The organism is Thalassotalea fusca (genome assembly GCF_053485835.1).
Genome location: NZ_JBQRUN010000059.1, coordinates 1 through 381, shown reverse-complemented (window position 1 = coordinate 381; position 381 = coordinate 1). Strand labels below are relative to the sequence as shown.

At 47.8% G+C, this 381-nt stretch carries 1 rRNA gene; it reads right to left on the bottom strand.

The features are described 5' to 3' along the window. Positions 1 to 381 (bottom strand): 23S ribosomal RNA (locus ACSLUK_RS20025); the annotation flags it as partial.

Genomic DNA, 381 nt, shown 5'->3' with positions numbered 1-381 from the left:
CTTGGTCTTTCGGCGTGGGGGTTTTTCACCCCCATTATCGTTACTCATGTCAGCATTCGCACTTCTGATACCTCCAGCATGCTTCTCAACACACCTTCAACGGCTTACAGAACGCTCCCCTACCACTAGGACGTATCCTTAAGGTATCTCTTTGACTTCACCTACCGACTCAACGTTCGGGTGGGCTTGACCGTTTTCCTTTATAAAACAAAGGAGGAAAACGTTAGTCTTAAATAGCTTAAGTGATACGTCCTAATCCGCAGCTTCGGTGCATAGTTTAGCCCCGTTACATCTTCCGCGCAGACCGACTCGACTAGTGAGCTATTACGCTTTCTTTAAAGGATGGCTGCTTCTAAGCCAACCTCCTAGCTGTCTATGCCT